Origin of the sequence: Synechococcus sp. R8-2, assembly GCF_047461715.1 — a bacterium.
In the GTDB taxonomy this organism is placed as follows: Bacteria; Cyanobacteriota; Cyanobacteriia; order Thermostichales; family Thermostichaceae; genus Thermostichus.
Window position 1 is genome coordinate 1 of the sequence record NZ_JANSHQ010000650.1, and the last position, 962, is coordinate 962.

Below are 962 nucleotides of genomic sequence, written 5' to 3' on the forward strand. Positions count from 1 at the left end.
CCAGCGGTGCGGAGCACTTTCGTCGCCATGACTGAGGCTGTCTCTACTGCCGATTCTGCCTTGCTGACCGTACAAGGGCTGCGGGTTTTCTTGCCCAGCCGTGCAGCTGGCGAGCCCTCGGGATCCCCGGTGGTGGACGGGCTGTCTTTCCAGATCGGGATCGGCCAGACCTTAGGCCTGGTGGGGGAGTCGGGATCCGGCAAAACCATGACCGCCCTGACGCTGATTGATCTGCTGCCCAGCTCGGCCCGGGTGGAGGGCAAAATCCTCTTCAAGGGCCCCAACGGAACGGTGGACTGGCTGCAGTTGGATCCCCGGCAACGGCGGCGCTATCGCGGATCCCAGATCGCCATGATTTTCCAGGAGCCGAGCACCGCCCTCAACCCCCTCTACACCTGTGGCCAGCAGTTACAGGAAACCTTGAGGGCCAACACCTCCCTGAGCCCGGCGGAGATCCGCGCCCAAGCCATTCGCCTGTTTGAGGAGGTGCAGCTTTCTCCCCAGATGCTGGAGCGCTACCCTCATCAGCTCTCCGGCGGCCAAATCCAGCGGGCGGCCATCGCCTGTGCCATCGCCTCCAATCCCCAACTGTTGATTGCCGATGAGCCGACCACCGCTCTGGATGTCACGGTGCAAGCGGAAATCCTGCGCCTGCTCTGGGAGCTGCAGCAGCACCGGCAGATGGCCATCCTCTTCATCACCCACGATCTCAATTTGGTGGCCGAACTGGCAGATCAGGTGGTGGTGATGCGCCGGGGCCAAGCTGTGGAACAGGGATCGGTGGAGCAGATCTTTCGGGATCCCCAGCATCCCTACACCCGCGGCCTGTTGGCCTGTCGCCCGGTGTTGGAGCGGCGGTTGCGGCGGTTGCCCACCGTCCAGGATTTTCTGGAAAAAGGGGGATCCCCAGAGGAGCAGTGGCAGCAGGTGGAGATCCCGGCTGCCGTTCGCGTAAGCGGGAC

Annotated in this window: 1 protein-coding gene; it reads left to right on the top strand. The window is 63.6% G+C overall.

Annotation, left to right across the window (positions count from 1 at the left end; genetic code table 11):
- Positions 1-27 precede the first annotated feature (27 nt).
- Positions 28-962 (top strand): ABC transporter ATP-binding protein (locus tag NW819_RS13500; RefSeq protein ID WP_414414059.1); only part of this gene is annotated, 935 nt, incomplete at its 3' end.